We start from the raw sequence: 15,368 nt of genomic DNA, 5'->3' as shown, positions 1-15,368 counted from the left end.
ACCCTTAATTTGCAGGAGGTTCCTTATGAATAGTCCCCGGAGCATCCGGATTCACTATTTGCTGAGAGCAGCGGTTCTGCTCGCGCTGGCGCTCTATATCGGACATCTGGTCCAGCAGGATGCGCTTCATTATTACGTGGCCCCCAAGCTGGCCCGCTGGATCAGGCTATGCCCGGTTCCGCTCGTCCTGATGGCACTCAGCCTAGGGCTTCAAGCCATGCTTGGCGCAAGCGCCGCGCTGTGTGACTGCGAGCACCGCCTGCCCCGTTCCGGTCTGGGAAGCTCCGTCCTCTATGGATTGTTTCTGCTTCCGCTCCTGTTGGGCGTCCTCCTGCCCGACCGTGCCCTCGGCAGCGCGGCAGCTGCCAGGAAAGGGCTGGCCTTGTCTTATACCGCTGTAGAATCCGGCACCGGCAGCGGAGGAAGATTCACCCCGGCGAATCCGTATGAAGCCGAATTCGCAGAGCTTGCAGGCAAGCTGTATGCAGAGCCGGTCATCCCGGTGCGGCCGGAGATCTATTCCGAGACGCTGGGGGCGATGAACCTGTATAAGTCACAGTTCGCAGGCAAGAAGCTCTCCATATCCGGCTTCTTATACCGCGAGCCGCAAGGGAGCAGCCCGCCTGCTTATGCTGTCAGCCGCTTCCTGGTCCAGTGCTGTACAGCGGACGCGGCTCCCTTCGGCATTCTGCTCCGGCCGGGAACGCCAATAAGCCTGCCCGCCGATACCTGGATTGAGGTTCGGGGCAAGCTTGATGTGGCCTTATATAAGGGGACGGAGACCCTGATGATTATCCCGGAGAGCATCACACGGGTTCAGCCGCCGTCAACGCCTTACATCTACACGAATGCTGACGCCGCAGCAGCCTGGGAGGAGCTGCAGCCGGGAGCCGTCAAATAACGGCATCCAGCGCATCATCATCGTCTACCGAGCCGGCAGGGTTGATGATCTCCACCAGCAGCCGGGCCGGGATACAGATAATCTGCTGCTTAGGCCTGGAGATGAATCCCATATCCAGCGCAATGGGCAGAGGAGCATCCGAGAAGGTCATCTGTATGCCGTAATCATATACCTTCAGCGTATTGTGGCCGAACCGGGTACGGATGTCGATAATCTGCTCTTCCTTGGTTAGCGTTACCGTCTGGTATTCCTCGCCGTTCACAGTGATTACGGCCTTCAGATCGCCTTGGGCATAGTGCTCGTTATGATTCTGGAACCACCGGAAGCCATAGATAGAGCCGGCAGCCAGCAGGACAATCAGGATGAGCAGGAAATCTCCGCGTTTCATGGTTCGCACTGTAGTAATCCTTTCTATTGACCATTTATATAATCGTAATAATTACGAACAATATAAATAGTAATCCAGCCAACGCAGCCTTGTCAACTCCACTTCAGCTCTGGCTGCGCACACTGCCGGACCAATCCCTCAGCACCCTGTCCAGCTCTTCCCCGCGGATCGGCTTGGAGATGAAATCCTGCATCCCGGCCCGCAGGCACATCTCCTTGTCTTCCTTGCGGGCAAAAGCCGTTACGGCAATAATCACCGGCGACAGCCCCACCGTACTGCGGATCTGCCGGGCGGCCTCAATACCGTCCATCCCAGGCATCTGAATATCCATGAACACCAGATCATAGTACCGGGAGCGCACAGCTTCCACCGCCAGCTCACCGTCCGTCACCAGATCGGACGTATAGCCCCGCTTCCGGAGGAAGCCCTGGATGATCTGCTGGTTGACCGGATGGTCTTCGGCTACGAGGATGGAGAGCGGACCATAAGCAGCCTCCGGCTGATCCATGCTGAACACTCCGCTTCTATACTCCTTGATAACCCCAGCTCCAGCCAGCAGCGGGCCGCCGGATTCTTGAGGTGGAAGCCCCGCACTGATTGTGAAATAGAACTCCGAGCCTTCCCCTTCACTGCTGTTCACGCCGATGATGCCGCCCAGCAGCTCGGTCAGCTTCTTGCTGATCGCCAGCCCAAGACCTGTTCCCCCGTACTTGCGGTTAATGGAAGGGTCCAGCTGGGTGAAGGACTGGAATAACAGGCTCTGGCTGCCCTGGGGAATGCCGATGCCGGTATCGGTTACCGCGAACCGCAGAATCAGCGAACCCGGCTCCCGGGCCGCCTCCAGCTTCACAGCCACCCCTACCTCTCCTTCTTCGGTGAATTTCACCGCATTGCCGACCAGATTGACCAGAATCTGCCGCAGCCTGGCTTCATCCGTTATGACAAGGCCCGGAATGTCCGGGGCAATATCGCTGCTAAGAATCAACTGCTTCTCCTGAACCCGCGGATAGAACAGCTCGCATACGTTTTGAACCACTTGCCGGATATCCACCGGCTGCAGATCCAGCGTCATCATGCCGGATTCAATCTTGCTGAAATCAAGCACCTCATTCAGAATGTGGACCAGCGCGGCCCCGCTTTTATTGATAATCTGGGTGTAATATTGCTGTTCCTCGTTAAGCTCTGTGCCTGACAGCAAGTCAGCCATACCGATAATCCCGTTCATCGGGGTACGTAATTCATGACTCATGATGGCGAGGAACTCCGACTTGGCCCGGTCAGCCTTCTCCGCAGATTCCTTGGCCCGGACCACCGCCTTCTCCTCTGTAATGTCCCGGAAGACCACTACCGCACCTTTATGCTCCCCGTTATCGTACAAGGGAGTCATCCGGTATTTGGCCAGGAAGCTGGAGCCGTCCTGCCGCCAGAAGATCCCCTCATGCTCCTGTTCAAAAGAAGCGTTCATCTGCAGCAGCTCCGTCAGCGTGCGCCGGCCTCCGGGATACAGCTCGCCGTCCATCCAGGTCTGGGCTATCGTATGCAGCTTGATATTGCGGGCCAGCTCTCCCGGATGGTATCCGAGCATGACAGAGGCGGCCGGATTGATAAATACCGTCTCTCCCTCCAGATTCATGCCGAATATCCCTTCAGACACCGAGTTCAGAATCAGTGCATGCTCATAGCTGAGCTTCTCAATCTGCTCCAGATGCCTTTTGCGCTCCGTAATATCACTGGTAATCGCGAACACGCCGACCACTTCATGATCGACCATAATCGGGACATAGATCATCCCGACTTCAACCCGTTGCCCGTCATGGCGGATCACCCGGGTCTCGAAGGTCTGGGCTAATCCTTCCGCCGCAGCCCGGAACCGCCGGTTCACCTCATCCAGCTCTTCTTCATCAATGATTTCACTATAACTCGAATACTGCAGGGTTCCGTGAGAATATCCGGTCAGCTGTTCCAGACTGGCATTGAGTGACTGTATGTACCCCTCCAGGTCCATCGCACTGATGGCGGACGGATTGTATTCAAACAGCGACTTGTAGCGGTTCTCGCTCTCCAGCAGCTTCAGCTCATATAGCTTGCGCTCCGAGATATTGCGTGTTACGCCGATCATCTCGCTAACCCCGGCGCCCGTCTCCGTATGCTGCAGCGTGGTCTCCACCCACAGGTAGGAGCCATCCTTGCACCGGTAGCGGAAAACGATGGGCTCCAGTGCCAGCCTCTGCTTGCTGCGCTCCAGATAGAGCTGCACCCGGGCCACATCCCCGGGATGGACATAGTCGATCCCGCCCGTGCCGACCATCTCTTCCGGCGTATACCCCAGCATCTCCCGGCAGACGGGTGAAGCATACAGGAAGGTCGCCTGTTCATCTGTACGATTCCGGGTGATGAAGTCCTGAGAGTTCTCCGAGATCAGGCGGTAATTCCGCTCGCTCTCACGAAGCTGCTCTTCCATCCGGTGGCGATCTGTAACATCCTGCACCATGCCGCGGACCTGCTGTACCCGGGATGAGGCATCCAGAATCACCACCCAGCGGGCATAGATGAACTTGCATTCCTCTTCCCTGCTCTTCACCCTGAAGATCGCTTCGCCGTTCACCCCCGTCTTCAGCGTGCGGTGCAGCTCGGCACGCAGCGCCGCCAGATCCTCCGTCACTATACATTCCAGCAGCCGCCTATATTCAAGTACTGTATGGTTACCACAGTTCTTGCCCAGCTCAAAGATCGCCATCATATGTCCGGAAACGGTCATCTGCCCGGCAACGGAATTCCACTCCCAGGAGCCCATCTGTCCAAGCTCCTGCGCATAAGCCAGCATATCTTCCACTTTCTTGCGCTCGGTAATATCGCGGGCAATCGTCAGAATCTGCCGCACCCTGCCTTCAGGGTCGCGCATCACCTGAAAAGAGCTCTCGATCCAGAGGTAATGCCCCTCCTTGTGCCTCGCCCTGCGGGTAAAGGTATCATTGTCCGAATAGAGCTTCCCCGGCCGGGTCATCTCCAGCGCATCCGTTTCATGGTAGTACTCCCGTTTGTTCCGGCCGATCATCTCACTGGCAGGATACCCAAGCAGCGTCTCGACCGAAGGTGACACATAACGCAGGGTGCCGTCCGGATCGGCGAAGGAGATCATATCCGGGGTATTCTGTGTAATCAGCTTATACAGGTGATAGTCCTCTGTAATCTTCTGCTCCGCCAGCTTGCGTGCTGTAATATCGGTCATCTCCGCTACCAGGTGCGACGGCCGTTCCGTCCATTCATCCATAATCAAAAAGGCATGGAGTGCCACCCAAAGCGTACCGCCGTTCTTATGTCTGAAGCGCTTCTCTGTATCCACCGCTGCGCCGGGGCTGGCCAGCAGGTATTCCATAATCTGCGCGTGATTCAGTGTATTCCGGTCATCAGGATCAACGAGATCCAGATAGCTCATTGCCTTAAGTTCAGCTTCCGTATATCCGAACATCCCGCAGAATGCAGGGTTGGCCATCAGCATGGCACCCTCCGCAGTCGATACTGCCGCATAGCCGGTAGAGGAACGCAGATATAAGTGCTTAAATAGAGTATCAGACAAAGCTAAAGCCTCCTCCGTAAAAATGGGGGACATAAATTTATTACAGTATACCTTTTTTTCGGAAAATTTGCTCCAGTGCTGAAGTCCTCCCCGGATACGGTTCTTTAGGAGTGGCGGAGGACAGGTCCCATGGAATCAGACCACTACTGTCTGCCGGATCTGCACAAAAATACCGCCCCGGTCATCATAATGACACCGGGACGGTTGTTATAGGAATTATCTTGATCGCCGTCAAGCCTGCTTCGGCATATTGTATTATTCCAATCTGCGGCGCGGCAGCCACAAGGTGCACAACACAGCAAGGGTGAGCGCTAAGCCGGCCAGCAGCCATTTATCCTGATCCCAGCCACTGCGGAGCAGGCCGAACAGATAGAACGGTCCGGTCCATTTGCCTTTGGTGGTGAAGTCGATCAGATACCAGGCGAAGCCGGCAAGGTATCCGGCGGACAGGTTGCCGCACAGGAGCGCAGCTGTAAGTCCGGCCGATCCCAGCGCTACAGCGGTAATCACTGTCCCGCCAATCACCGGCCACAAGGCGAATACGGCTCCGGCTCCATGCAGCCAGGCGAACAGCACAGTAACGGCAAGGACAATGTAGAGTGCGGTTAGCAGCCAGCGGAACAGGAATAGCGGATGCTGGCGTAACCGCTTGGCATAGAGCGTCTCGGAGATGCCGCCATCCTCCAGCAGCGCCAGATGCGGATAGACGATGAGTCCAATGAAGCTGATCAACAGCTCTCCCAGCTTCGCGGCCCCGGCCCTGCCCATCAGCTCCGGCTCCATGAAGAACGGAACAGCAGCCAGCAGCACCGCCGACAGCAGCCAGGAATAATGCACTGTCAGCTTGAGGTTATACCCGGCCAGCGGCAGTATAATCTGCCGCCTCATCGCACTCCCTCCGCTTCCGGTACGCCGTCCAAGGCCCGTTTGGAGCTCCTCCGGCTCAGCCTTCGGGAGGCATCCGCCCGGCTGCGGTTTCTCTCCCACAGCCAGGCCGCCCCGGCGGCCAGCAGCACAGAGAGCAGCAGATAGAAGCTGCGGTTCAAGGCGATCTCATCCGCCCACCCCTTGTACAGGATATAGTCATCAGGCGAGTTGAAGCGGATAAACAGCCGGTTCAGCCCGTAGGAGCCCATCAGCGGCAGCACCGATACGAACCACCAGACCATCTGCAGAGCGATGGGCACAATTCCCCGGCGCAGCAGCATCGAGCCGAACATCCCGAAGGCTACCGAAGCCCACAGAGTGGGCAGCAGCCACCAGGCGGTATAGCCAAGGAAGAACGTGATCGCTTGTCCCGTCTGCCCTGTCAGTCCCATGGTGTCCGCCGTCTGCCAGCCCCCGGTCACTGCAAGGGCGAGGTAGATTAAGGAGAGCATGATGCCCTGGGCGATGAATTTGGAGCTGACATATACCCAAGGAGAGACCCGGCGGCTGTAGATCAGCTCATGCATCCGGCTGGACCGGTCACGGAGCAGCAGGAAGGCGGACAGGAAGACGGGGAAAATCCCGGCCGGCAGCGACAGATAATCGCTGAAATAACGCGCTGCCCCGGGCAGCAGCTCACCTGCGTCTACCTTGGCGTTATATTCGGCAAGCGCCGCCTTTTGTACCTTCATAGCCTCATCCGCTGATTCAATACCATAACCGAAATTATTCAGCCCTGGCTTATACATACTGCTGCCGCCCAGATGCTTGTTTAATGTCTCACCGACATCATTAACATCTTTCATAGTATAACTCTCCGGGGACTTCAGGATCTGATCCAGCTCCGCGATAGCGGATGAGAACGCCTCCTGCTCTTTGGCAGCCAGCTTCACCCGGACAGGGAAGCCCAGCCGGATTTTCTCACCGGTTCCTGCTTTCAGGTCCCGGACCATACTTAGCTTCATCTGTTCGGCCAGACTCTGCGAATCCGCCGGCTCTGCCCAGCCGTAAAAAGGGTGTTCCGCTGTACCCAGATTCTGCGGCGTGCTTACAGCAGGCGGCCCAAGCTCACCCCAGGTTTCCTCTGTAGCATAGGAGGTCAGATAGAAGAACACACTGGCGATAATGAACAGGTAAAAGACCAGGCTGCGCAGCGTCATGCGCATCTCCTTGCCGATCAGGGCAATCATACGAAGGCTTCCTCCCTGCGCATGAGGTAGAGATACGCATCCTCAATCGACGGAGAAGCCTGCTGCGCTTCTGAATAAGGCTGCTGATCCGACAAGATACGGACCCGCATTCTGTTTCCTTCCGGCACAGCGGACAATACCGGGAACTGGTCGCGGTCCCGTTCCCACTGTGCGCGCTCCAGCTCGGCAATCCAGACGCGTCCGGCGGCAGCGGCGGTTAAATCGCCGATCCGGCCATGATAACGCAGGCTGCCCTGGTGCAGAACCGTCATCTGCTCACAGGTGGATTCCACATCTTCAACAACATGCGTGGACAGAAGCACAATCCGTCCTTCGGCGAACCGGCTGAGCAGCCGCCGGAAGCGGATGCGTTCCTCCGGGTCCAGCCCGGCTGTCGGTTCATCGACAATCAGCAGCTTCGGTTCATGCACCATAGCCTGGGCTACGCCGAGCCGCCGCTTCATCCCGCCGGACAGAGCCTTCACCTTGGTGCGGCGCTGCTCTGTCAGATTCACCTGCTCCAGCAGATGGTCGATTCTCCGCTTCCGTTCAGCGCGGCCGCCGATCCCGGATAACAGCGCCAGATAATCCATCGCCTCATAGACGCTCATTCCCGGATAGAAGGCGAATTCCTGCGGGAGATACCCGACCAGTTCACGGACCCGCGCTTTATCACTTAAGGAAACGCCGCCAATCTCCACCGTCCCCGAGGTCGGCTCCAGCAGGGTGGCGAGCAGGCGCATCAGCGTGGTTTTGCCCGCCCCGTTCGGCCCCAGCAGGCCGTGAATTCCTTCGCCTATACGGAAGGTGACATCCTGCAGCGCCTGCTTGCTGCCATAGGTCTTGGTTAAATGATTAATGATTAGCTCCATTCCAGTTCTCCCCATTCATAAGAATCCTAGTTCATCTGTCATTCTCCGGACTCCATGCCAATTCCAGCTTCTCGATCAGCAGACCTGCGGCAATCAGAAGGAGGGACAGCTGCACACAGAGCCACTGGTCAACCTTCCCCAGTATGATCAACAGGGCAAAAGCTGCCGTAACGGTTGTGATGCCGGATATCGTCCATACCCTGCGTCTTGCCAGCACCTTGCGGTTATGGAGTACCTTCTCGGCCTCACGCTTGTCATATTCCAGCAGCCGGGCCTTCCGGTAGACCTCATCCAGAAATAGCTGCTCCTGCTTGTGTCTCGGTTCCCTGTACTTCACAATCCCACTCCTCCTTCTCGTAGACTTGTCTGAGCTTCTTGCGGGCCCGGTGCAGCAGCACCTTGAAGCTTACCGCCCCGCGGCCCATGACGGCAGCCGCCTGCTCATAGGACAGCTGCGCCAGATCCACCAGATAGATGGCCTGGCAGTAATCCGGCTTCAGCCGCAGCAGCCTTCTCCGCCACTCCCGGTCCTCTTCCCGGATAATGGCCAGCCGCTCAGGATTCTGCTCCTCTGCTGTATGTATGCTGCCCGGGCCATCCAAGAGCTGATCCGGCGAATCCGCTCCCGCCAGCCTGCCGCCTTCTTCAGCGAGTGTCACGCTCCGCTGTCTTGCACGCTTGCGGATCGAGTCGATGCTTTTGTTGCGCACAAGGGTGAAGAGATAGGTTTTGAAGGAGGCCCGGTAATCATACTTCTCCGGGTACACCAGCAGATAAGCGAAGCAATCCTGCGCCAGATCCTCGGCAGAGTAATAATCGCCCGTTAGGTGGTACGCAAACCGTACCGCAGGCTCCCGGTAGTGCCGGACCAGCCATTCGAACGCCTCTTGGCTCCCCTCCCGGAACCTGATCAGCACCGCATTCTCTTCCCCGGGCGGAGCCTGTCCGGCCTTCCCTGACAATGGCAGCGGGCTATCTCCATTCTTATATTCCATACCGTCCGCGCTTGCCGCCTCCTCTCCTGCTGTGCCCTCTAGTGCTTATTCGTCTGAACCCGCCGAAAGGTTACAGTCTCTCTCGGTTTTTCCTTATCCCGGCTTGGAACTCAAATTTAGAACAAACAAAAATAGGCTTCAGATGACTGTAATCAGTCAACCGAAGCCTGTTTGTAATGCGGATGCGGTCAAGAGGACTCGAACCTCCACGATATTGCTACCACTGGCACCTGAAGCCAGCGCGTCTGCCAATTCCGCCATGACCGCATATTATGTAGTTCAGTGATTCAATCACCGTAATTAAGAATATACTCGCTTTGGCGGGGAATTGCAAGTTTTTTTATTTTCGCGCTGGCTGACTGCTTCAGGCCATCACTTTCAGCACATCCGCAATCTTCCGCTGATGCGACAGCACGCCGAAATTCATCCAGGCCATGAAATCCACCTCGTACACGCAGGAGTTACGCACCGCAGGCAGGCTTCTCCACAGCGGGGTATCCAGCAGCTCACGCCCCTCACCCTCCTGCCGGTCGAACGTGATGAACAGATGATCTGCGGTTAAGCCGGATAGCTCTTCAGGGCTCAGGCTCACACGCTTCTGTCCGCGGGTAAGCTGCCGGACCAGGGGATGCCGCGCCAGCCCCAGATCGTCATACAGGACATTCGAGACATAGCCCAGATTCTCACTGCCATATAATGTAACTCCGCAGGCAGAAATCCGCAGCAGAGCTGCGGTCTGCCTGTTGACGCTGCGTCTGAGCAGCCGCCTGGCCTGCTGGGCCTGCTGCTCATATTCGCTGATTACCTCCTGCACCCGGCCTGTTCTCCCGAAAACAGCCGCTGCACTGCGGAGCGTTGCGCGCCAGTCCTCCTGGTGGAACGGAAGCCGGAACAGCGGGGCCACCCGGCTGCATTCCCCCAGCTGCCAGCGCCGGAAGCCGTCATCCAGCATAATCAGCTCAGGCTTATAACAGGAGAGCCCCTGCCAGTCTCCGCTGGAGATATCGAACGCCGGAACCTGATCCAGCCCGAGGTATTCCTGCCTGCCCCACTGGGCATGGCAATATTGCACGACCGGAGTGATGCCCAGCGCCAGCAGATAATCCTCCAGAAACGGCGCAAATACCCGGACCCCCTCCTGATGGAGGCTTCTGTATTGTCCGGGAGTCACCCCTACCGTACTTTTGAAGCGGCGGTTGAAATAATATTCATTGCTGTAGCCCGCAGCCAGAGCAATCTCATGCAGCCGGTCGCGCGTCAGCAGAAGCTGCTGCTGGGCCCGTTCGATACGCAGCCCGTTCAGGTGCTCCAGCGGCATCCGGCCGGTTATCTCTTTAAAGATCTGCGTATAACGCGCCCGCCCGATCCCGGCAATCTCAGCCAGCTGATCAACAGATAACGGTTCACTGCAATGCTCTTCCATGTAACGTAGCGAATCCTCCACGGCCTCACGGTCGTCCTTCGCCCTCAGTACAGGAGCATTCGTCCGCATCAACAAAAGCATCAGCTCCTGGAACCGGGTCTGGGCTGCGAACCATTCGATATCCTCGGAACGCCGGAAGCTGATCCAGATGGAATCCAGCAGCAGGGCACACTGCGAGAACGGGCGGCAGTCCAGATATCCCGGGCGGAGCATACATTCTGTATTCCCCTCAACGCCGCTGCCTGGCTTAACCGGCCCTGCCGGAATCAGCCCGAACTCCAGCCGGTACCAGCTGAGGCCCTGCTCCCCGGCCTGAATCCGGTTCAGCGATCCGGCCTCGGCCAGGAAGCCGGTGCCTCGCTCCAGGGAATACTGCCTGTCCTCTGCCTTGAGCCACCCCTGCCCTTCAGACATAATAATCAAGGTATGCTCCTGGTAGACAGCGGCCTGATCCTTCCCGGACGGAGAGCGTGTAATCACTTCTATGTTCATCAGGCTGTGGAGCAGCCTTCTCCTTGTGCGTTCCTGCAGCTGGTCCGTCATTCTGCCCCTCCTGACTGAGAATCATTATCACAAACTCAAGTGTAAAACAAAAAAGAAGATCTATCAACCTTGCTGATAGACCTTCTTGTCACTGATAGACTCACCATCGCTTAACGCTGAATTACTTCACCATCGCCTTAAGCAGATCATCCAGCTTCATCTGGTTGGCGGTAATCCCCCCGGATTGCCAGTGCGAACGCTCCATGCGGTAGATGCTGCCGTTCTTCACCGCAGGCAGGTTCTTCCAGAGCGGCCCGTCCAGCAGCTTGATCGCTTCCTGGTTGACCGCACTGTCCCAAGCGCCATTGTCAGGGAAGATAATGATATGATCCGCCTCAAGCTGCGGGATCACTTCTTCAGAGATGATCGCCTGATAATCCGTCATCTCAGCAGCCATAGGGATAGGCTTCAGGCCGAACTGATCGTAGATCATGCCGGTATAGCGGTTTTTGACTCCAAAAAGAGCAAAGGTCTTGTCCGCAGCATTCAGCCGGATCACCGCCACTTTCTCCTGACCAAGCGCCTGCTGGAGGGCTGCTTTCCCTTCCGCTACCTTCCGGTCATATTCTGGAATCACGGCTGCAGCTTTATCCGGGATGCCCAGCGCCTCTGCGATGGCTGTAAGCATTAATCTGGAATCCTGCAGCACAGCCTCCGGCAGGCGGTAGGTCGGCGCAACCTTGGCATATTGCTCGTATCTCGCCTCATCCGCTCCGCCGTCGGCGATAATCAGATCCGGATTGCGGTCCAGCAGGGCTTCAATGCTCCCGGAGATATCGTATTCCGGCACATCCAGATTCAGATAATCCTGCTTACCCCAGCTGGGATGATACCACTGGACTACCGGGGTGACGCCGAGTGCCTTCAGGTAATCCTCCACATAGATTCCCGCTACCCGCTTAGGATTCGCCGGGATCTCCACCTCGCCGAATTCCCCGGCGACCTTCCTTGTTGCCCCTTCTGAAGCTGCCGCTTCCCCAGTCTCCGCAGGAGCTGGACTGGCCGCCGGCGCAGCCGCATTCCCTGTCCGGGCGGATTTGCCGTCCTCAGCCTTATTATTCGTCCCGCAAGCCGCCATAGCGGACATCGCCAGGATAAGTACAGTTGTCCAGATTAATCTCCGGCCCCGCTTTGCCATGTCTCTCTCACTCCTGTGTCTAATTTCATTGATAATCATTCTCAGATGATCTTAAACACAATAGTAGCATGTCATGAGCAGCTTTCAATGCACTTTTTCCGGCAAAATCTTATACATATTTGTCGCGTCCGGCTCCCATCCCGGCGGCGAACAGCAGGACGCTTGCTGCAGCAAGCAGTGCCAGCGGCAGATTCCAGCTGCCTGCCGCATCATGCAGCAGACCAAACAGCGCCGGTCCCGCTGCTGCCAGCAGATATCCGGCAGACTGGGCCATCCCCGACAGCTCGCTGGCCTCCTGCGTGGTCCGGGTGCGCAGGCTGAAGAACATCATCGCCAGGCCGAAGGCGAATCCCCCGGCAATGCCGATACAGACCGCCCATAGCGCCATGAAAGCGGTACTGCCCAGCCACACGCCCAGAATGCCGGTGATGAACAGCACTGAAGTGATGATCACCGGCAGCCGCTGGTTCTTCATTCTTCCGGCCCAGAGCGGCACGAAGAAGGTGAACGGCAGCTGGGCCAGCTGCATAAGCGAGAGAATCCAGCCGGCCTGGCCGGGGGTCATCCCCCGCTCCCCGAGAATCACCGAGAACCAGGAGATCAGCACATAATAGAGCAGCGACTGCAGCCCCATGAACAGCGTGACCTGCCAGGCCAGCGGCGAGCGCCAGACCCGCACGGCCCCGGACCGTACAGGGCCTGAGCTGCCGGTGTTCAGACGCTTCAGCTGCGGAATCCATAACACGGTAGCCAGTGCAGCTACCATGAACCACAGAGCCAGCGTACCTCTCCACCCCAGACCTGCACGTGTAGCCAAGGGTACGCTCAGCCCCGAAGCAGCCGCTGCACAGATATTCATCGACACCGTATAGATGCCGGTCATGAGGCCGATGCGCTGCGGGAATTTCCCCTTGATCAGCCCAGGCAGCAGTACATTGCAGAGGGCAATCGGCAAGCCGATCATGGCAGTACCCGCGAAGAAGGCAGCCGGACCGGAGGCTGAACGGAGCAGAATCCCCATCGACAGCGTCAGCATGGCGAGCATCAGTAGATTGGACAGCCCCAGCTTGCGGGCAAGCAGCGGAGCGAATGGCGAGAGCAGCGCAAAAGCTAACAGAGGCAGTGTCGTAATCGCTCCGGCCAGGGTATTGGACAAGCCAAGATCATCCCGGACCATTTCCAGCAGGGGACCGACTGAAGTGAACGGGGCGCGCAGCGCGGCTGCGATACAGATGATTCCGGTGATCAGCAGCCAGGTATTGCGGGGCTCCACGTCCGGCATGGACAAGTCTGGCCTGGAGCTGCTGTGATTCGGTCTAGTGAATTTCATGATGTTCCTCCATGCGCAGCAAAGCACCCGTCAAGCCTGAAGCTTGCCGGGGTATGCAGCGGCTATATGTATTTCATCTATTATAGCCCTCTACTCCATATAGGGACAGCCCAATATAATTATTCTCTCCGTTGACAAAACGGGCCAGCCACTTTAGTATCCTAAGCATAGGTCTATTTGAGAATCAATCTCAATGACGAGTACATAACTCCATACAGAAATGAGTGAATACGCAATGCTGCGCCGTTTTTTCTCGTATTACCGTCCTTATAAGACGCTGTTTGTTATTGATTTCACCTGTGCGGTCGGGGCCGGGCTGCTGGAGCTTGCTTTTCCGATGGCTGTCAATAAATTCATTGATGATCTGCTGCCGGGACAGAACTGGTCGCTGATTGTGCTTGCCTGTGCCGCCCTGCTGGCGATCTACGCGCTAAACACGGCAATGAACTATATTGTGACCTACTGGGGCCATATGCTGGGGATCAATATTGAGACCGATATGCGTAAAAAGATGTTCGATCACATCCAGAAGCTGAGCTTCCGCTTCTTCGACAACAACAAGACCGGTCATCTGCTCGGCAGAATTACCAATGACCTCAACGATATCGGCGAAGTCGCGCATCACGGCCCGGAGGATGTGTTCATTGCCGTTATGACGCTGATCGGCGCCTTCGTGCTGATGGCCGACATCAATCTCAAGCTGGCCGTAATCACCTTCATCGTGGTGCCGGTTATGGCCTGGGTCATTATCTACTTCGGGCGCAGCATGACAGATACTTATCACCGCTTATTCGGCAATGTCGGGAATTTCAATGCCCGGATTGAGGACAATGTCGGCGGTATCCGCGTGGTTCAGTCTTTTGCCAATGAAGAATTCGAGAAATCGCTGTTCGCTGTGGACAACCAGAAGTTCCGTGAGACCAAGCTGATGGCTTACAAGCTGATGGCGCGAAGCTTCTCGGTCAGCTACATGATGACCCGCCTGATTACGGTGGTGGTGATGGTCTGCGGCGCATGGTTCTTCATCCAGGGAGAGCTCGAAATCGGGGAATTCGTCGCCTTCATTCTGCTGTCCAACGTCTTCTTCCGGCCGATTGAGAAGATCAATGCGGTCATCGAGAGTTATCCGAAGGGGATTGCCGGGTTCAAACGGTATCTGGAGGTCATTGACACCGAGCCGGATATTGCCGACAAGCCGGATGCAGTTGACCCTGGTCCGCTGCACGGCGATATCCGCTTCAGCCGGGTCAGCTTCGGGTATGAAGCAGACCGGCCGGTGCTGAAGGAGATCAGCCTGCAGGTGAATGCGGGGGAGACCATCGCCTTTGTCGGGCCATCCGGTGCCGGCAAGACAACGATCTGCAGCCTGCTCCCCCGCTTCTACGATGTAACCGGCGGCTCAATTAGCATCGACGGGACCGACATCCGCGATATGAAGCTGAATACGCTGCGCAAGCAGATCGGGATCGTGCAGCAGGATGTATTCCTCTTCTCCGGTACCATCCGCGAGAATATCGCCTACGGCCGGCTGGATGCCAGCCTGGCGGACATCTGGCAGGCTGCCCGCCAGGCCCACCTGGAGGAGCTGATCAACAGTCTGCCGGACGGGATGGATACGGTGATCGGCGAACGCGGCGTCAAGCTGTCCGGCGGACAGAAGCAGCGCCTGGCCATCGCCCGGATGTTCCTGAAGAATCCGCCAATTCTGATTCTGGATGAGGCGACCTCGGCGCTCGACACCGAGACCGAAGCGGCGATCCAGCAGTCGCTGGCTGACCTCTCGGTGGGCCGCACTACACTGGTCATCGCCCACCGCCTGACAACCATCAAGAACGCCGACCGGATCATCGTGGTGAACGAGGACGGCATTGCTGAGGAGGGCCGGCACGAGGAGCTCATTGCAGCCGGGGGCACCTACAGCCGGCTGCATCAGGCACAGTATAATGCGTAATATAACCGCCCAAGGCAATGTATTCGGTTTTTCGCATACATTCTGTGCGTATCCTTCGGAATCTCCTCTAGAGTAAAGGGCTGGTATAACCCAGCCCCTCCTCATCAAACCGTACGTGAGGTTTTCCCTCATA

Annotated in this window: 12 protein-coding genes and 1 tRNA gene; 2 read left to right on the top strand and 11 right to left on the bottom strand. The window is 57.1% G+C overall.

Going from position 1 to position 15,368, the window contains the following annotated elements:
• Window positions 1-25 precede the first annotated feature (25 nt).
• Window positions 26-901: a TIGR03943 family putative permease subunit gene (locus K1558_RS31590; protein ID WP_238655936.1), complete on the top strand. Its 876-nt coding sequence runs from the start codon at window positions 26-28 to the stop codon at window positions 899-901.
• On the opposite strand, the gene K1558_RS31585 is transcribed toward K1558_RS31590, so the two are convergent.
• The 11 genes from K1558_RS31585 to K1558_RS31535 all read right to left on the bottom strand — a co-directional run bounded on the left by K1558_RS31585 (window position 894) and on the right by K1558_RS31535 (window position 13,284).
• Window positions 894-1,289 (bottom strand): NusG domain II-containing protein, encoded by a 396-nt coding sequence (locus K1558_RS31585; protein ID WP_274529233.1) that lies wholly within the window; start codon window positions 1,287-1,289, stop codon window positions 894-896. The two genes, K1558_RS31590 and K1558_RS31585, sit on opposite strands and share 8 nt — an antisense overlap.
• A gap of 103 nt (window positions 1,290-1,392) precedes the next feature.
• Window positions 1,393-4,866, bottom strand: a complete 3,474-nt coding sequence (locus tag K1558_RS31580; RefSeq protein WP_238655934.1) for a PAS domain-containing hybrid sensor histidine kinase/response regulator — start codon at window positions 4,864-4,866, stop codon at window positions 1,393-1,395.
• Between the two features lie 255 nt (window positions 4,867-5,121).
• On the bottom strand, window positions 5,122-5,754 hold the full coding sequence (locus K1558_RS31575; protein WP_238655933.1) for a hypothetical protein: 633 nt from the start codon (window positions 5,752-5,754) through the stop codon (window positions 5,122-5,124).
• Window positions 5,751-6,983 (bottom strand): ABC transporter permease, encoded by a 1,233-nt coding sequence (locus tag K1558_RS31570; protein WP_238655932.1) that lies wholly within the window; start codon window positions 6,981-6,983, stop codon window positions 5,751-5,753. The genes K1558_RS31575 and K1558_RS31570 overlap by 4 nt, the downstream gene beginning before the upstream one ends.
• Window positions 6,980-7,855: an ABC transporter ATP-binding protein gene (locus K1558_RS31565; protein ID WP_238655931.1), complete on the bottom strand. Its 876-nt coding sequence runs from the start codon at window positions 7,853-7,855 to the stop codon at window positions 6,980-6,982. Before K1558_RS31565 ends, K1558_RS31570 begins: the two co-directional genes overlap by 4 nt.
• Window positions 7,856-7,886: 31 nt before the next feature.
• Entirely contained in the window at window positions 7,887-8,192 is a 306-nt protein-coding gene (locus K1558_RS31560; RefSeq protein WP_238655930.1) for a hypothetical protein, read from the bottom strand.
• Window positions 8,143-8,850: an RNA polymerase sigma factor gene (locus tag K1558_RS31555; RefSeq protein ID WP_238655929.1), complete on the bottom strand. Its 708-nt coding sequence runs from the start codon at window positions 8,848-8,850 to the stop codon at window positions 8,143-8,145. Before K1558_RS31555 ends, K1558_RS31560 begins: the two co-directional genes overlap by 50 nt.
• 183 nt (window positions 8,851-9,033) lie before the next feature.
• Window positions 9,034-9,117: transfer RNA gene (locus tag K1558_RS31550), tRNA-Leu, on the bottom strand.
• A gap of 97 nt (window positions 9,118-9,214) precedes the next feature.
• Window positions 9,215-10,816: a helix-turn-helix domain-containing protein gene (locus tag K1558_RS31545; RefSeq protein WP_238655928.1), complete on the bottom strand. Its 1,602-nt coding sequence runs from the start codon at window positions 10,814-10,816 to the stop codon at window positions 9,215-9,217.
• Window positions 10,817-10,937: 121 nt separating this feature from the next.
• On the bottom strand, window positions 10,938-11,954 hold the full coding sequence (locus K1558_RS31540; RefSeq protein WP_238655927.1) for an ABC transporter substrate-binding protein: 1,017 nt from the start codon (window positions 11,952-11,954) through the stop codon (window positions 10,938-10,940).
• A 109-nt stretch (window positions 11,955-12,063) separates the two neighbouring features.
• Complete coding sequence (locus K1558_RS31535) at window positions 12,064-13,284, bottom strand: CynX/NimT family MFS transporter (protein WP_420800488.1); 1,221 nt, start codon at window positions 13,282-13,284, stop codon at window positions 12,064-12,066.
• Between the two features lie 235 nt (window positions 13,285-13,519).
• Between K1558_RS31535 and K1558_RS31530 the strand changes: the two genes are divergently transcribed.
• Window positions 13,520-15,235 (top strand): ABC transporter ATP-binding protein, encoded by a 1,716-nt coding sequence (locus tag K1558_RS31530; protein ID WP_238655926.1) that lies wholly within the window; start codon window positions 13,520-13,522, stop codon window positions 15,233-15,235.
• Window positions 15,236-15,368 lie beyond the last annotated feature (133 nt).

This window comes from Paenibacillus piscarius (genome assembly GCF_022234545.1).
Lineage (GTDB): Bacteria > Bacillota > Bacilli > Paenibacillales > Paenibacillaceae > Paenibacillus_AQ > Paenibacillus_AQ piscarius.
This window is presented reverse-complemented; position numbering and strand designations above follow the sequence as displayed.